This window comes from Amycolatopsis sp. cmx-11-32, from assembly GCF_047608695.1.
Lineage (GTDB): Bacteria > Actinomycetota > Actinomycetes > Mycobacteriales > Pseudonocardiaceae > Amycolatopsis.
This window is the reverse complement of record NZ_JADNQN010000054.1, coordinates 1-674: the sequence shown is the minus strand read 5'-3', so window position 1 is coordinate 674 and position 674 is coordinate 1. Positions and strand designations below refer to the sequence as shown.

General features: G+C 59.9%; 1 protein-coding gene. It reads left to right on the top strand.

Annotated elements, in window-relative coordinates; translation table 11 throughout:
* Window positions 1-674: lipoyl synthase (locus tag ACM6LR_RS39345; protein WP_414945659.1), on the top strand; the 674-nt coding region annotated here is incomplete at both ends.

Here is a 674-nt window from a genome sequence, read left to right as displayed (position 1 = left end):
ATCGAGAAGAAGCCTTCGTGGATCAAGACGCGTGCGCGGATGGGGCCGGAGTTCACCGAGCTTAAGGGCCTGGTCAGGCGTGAGGGTCTTCACACTGTGTGTGAGGAGGCTGGTTGTCCCAATATTTATGAGTGTTGGGAGGACCGGGAGGCCACGTTCTTGATTGGTGGTGATCAGTGCACGCGGCGTTGTGACTTTTGTCAGATCGACACTGGTAAGCCTGCTGCGTTGGATATGACTGAGCCGCGCAAGGTGGCGGAGTCGGTGCAGGCGATGGGGTTGCGCTATTCGACGGTGACCGGTGTGGCGCGTGACGACCTGGATGATGGTGGTGCGTGGTTGTATGCGGAGACGGTGCGTCAGATTCATGCGCTGAACCCCGGGACCGGCGTCGAACTCCTGATTCCGGATTTCAATGCGGATCCGGGTCAGTTGGCGGAGGTGTTCGGTTCGCGGCCGGAGGTGTTGGCGCACAATGTGGAGACGGTGCCGCGGATTTTCAAGCGGATTCGTCCGGGTTTTCGGTATGCGCGGTCGTTGGAGGTCATTTCGCGGGCTCGTGCGGCTGGTTTGGTGACGAAGTCGAACTTGATCTTGGGTATGGGTGAGACTCCGGAGGAGGTGGCGCCGGCGATGCGGGATCTGGTGGAGGCGGGGTGTGAGATTTTGACGAT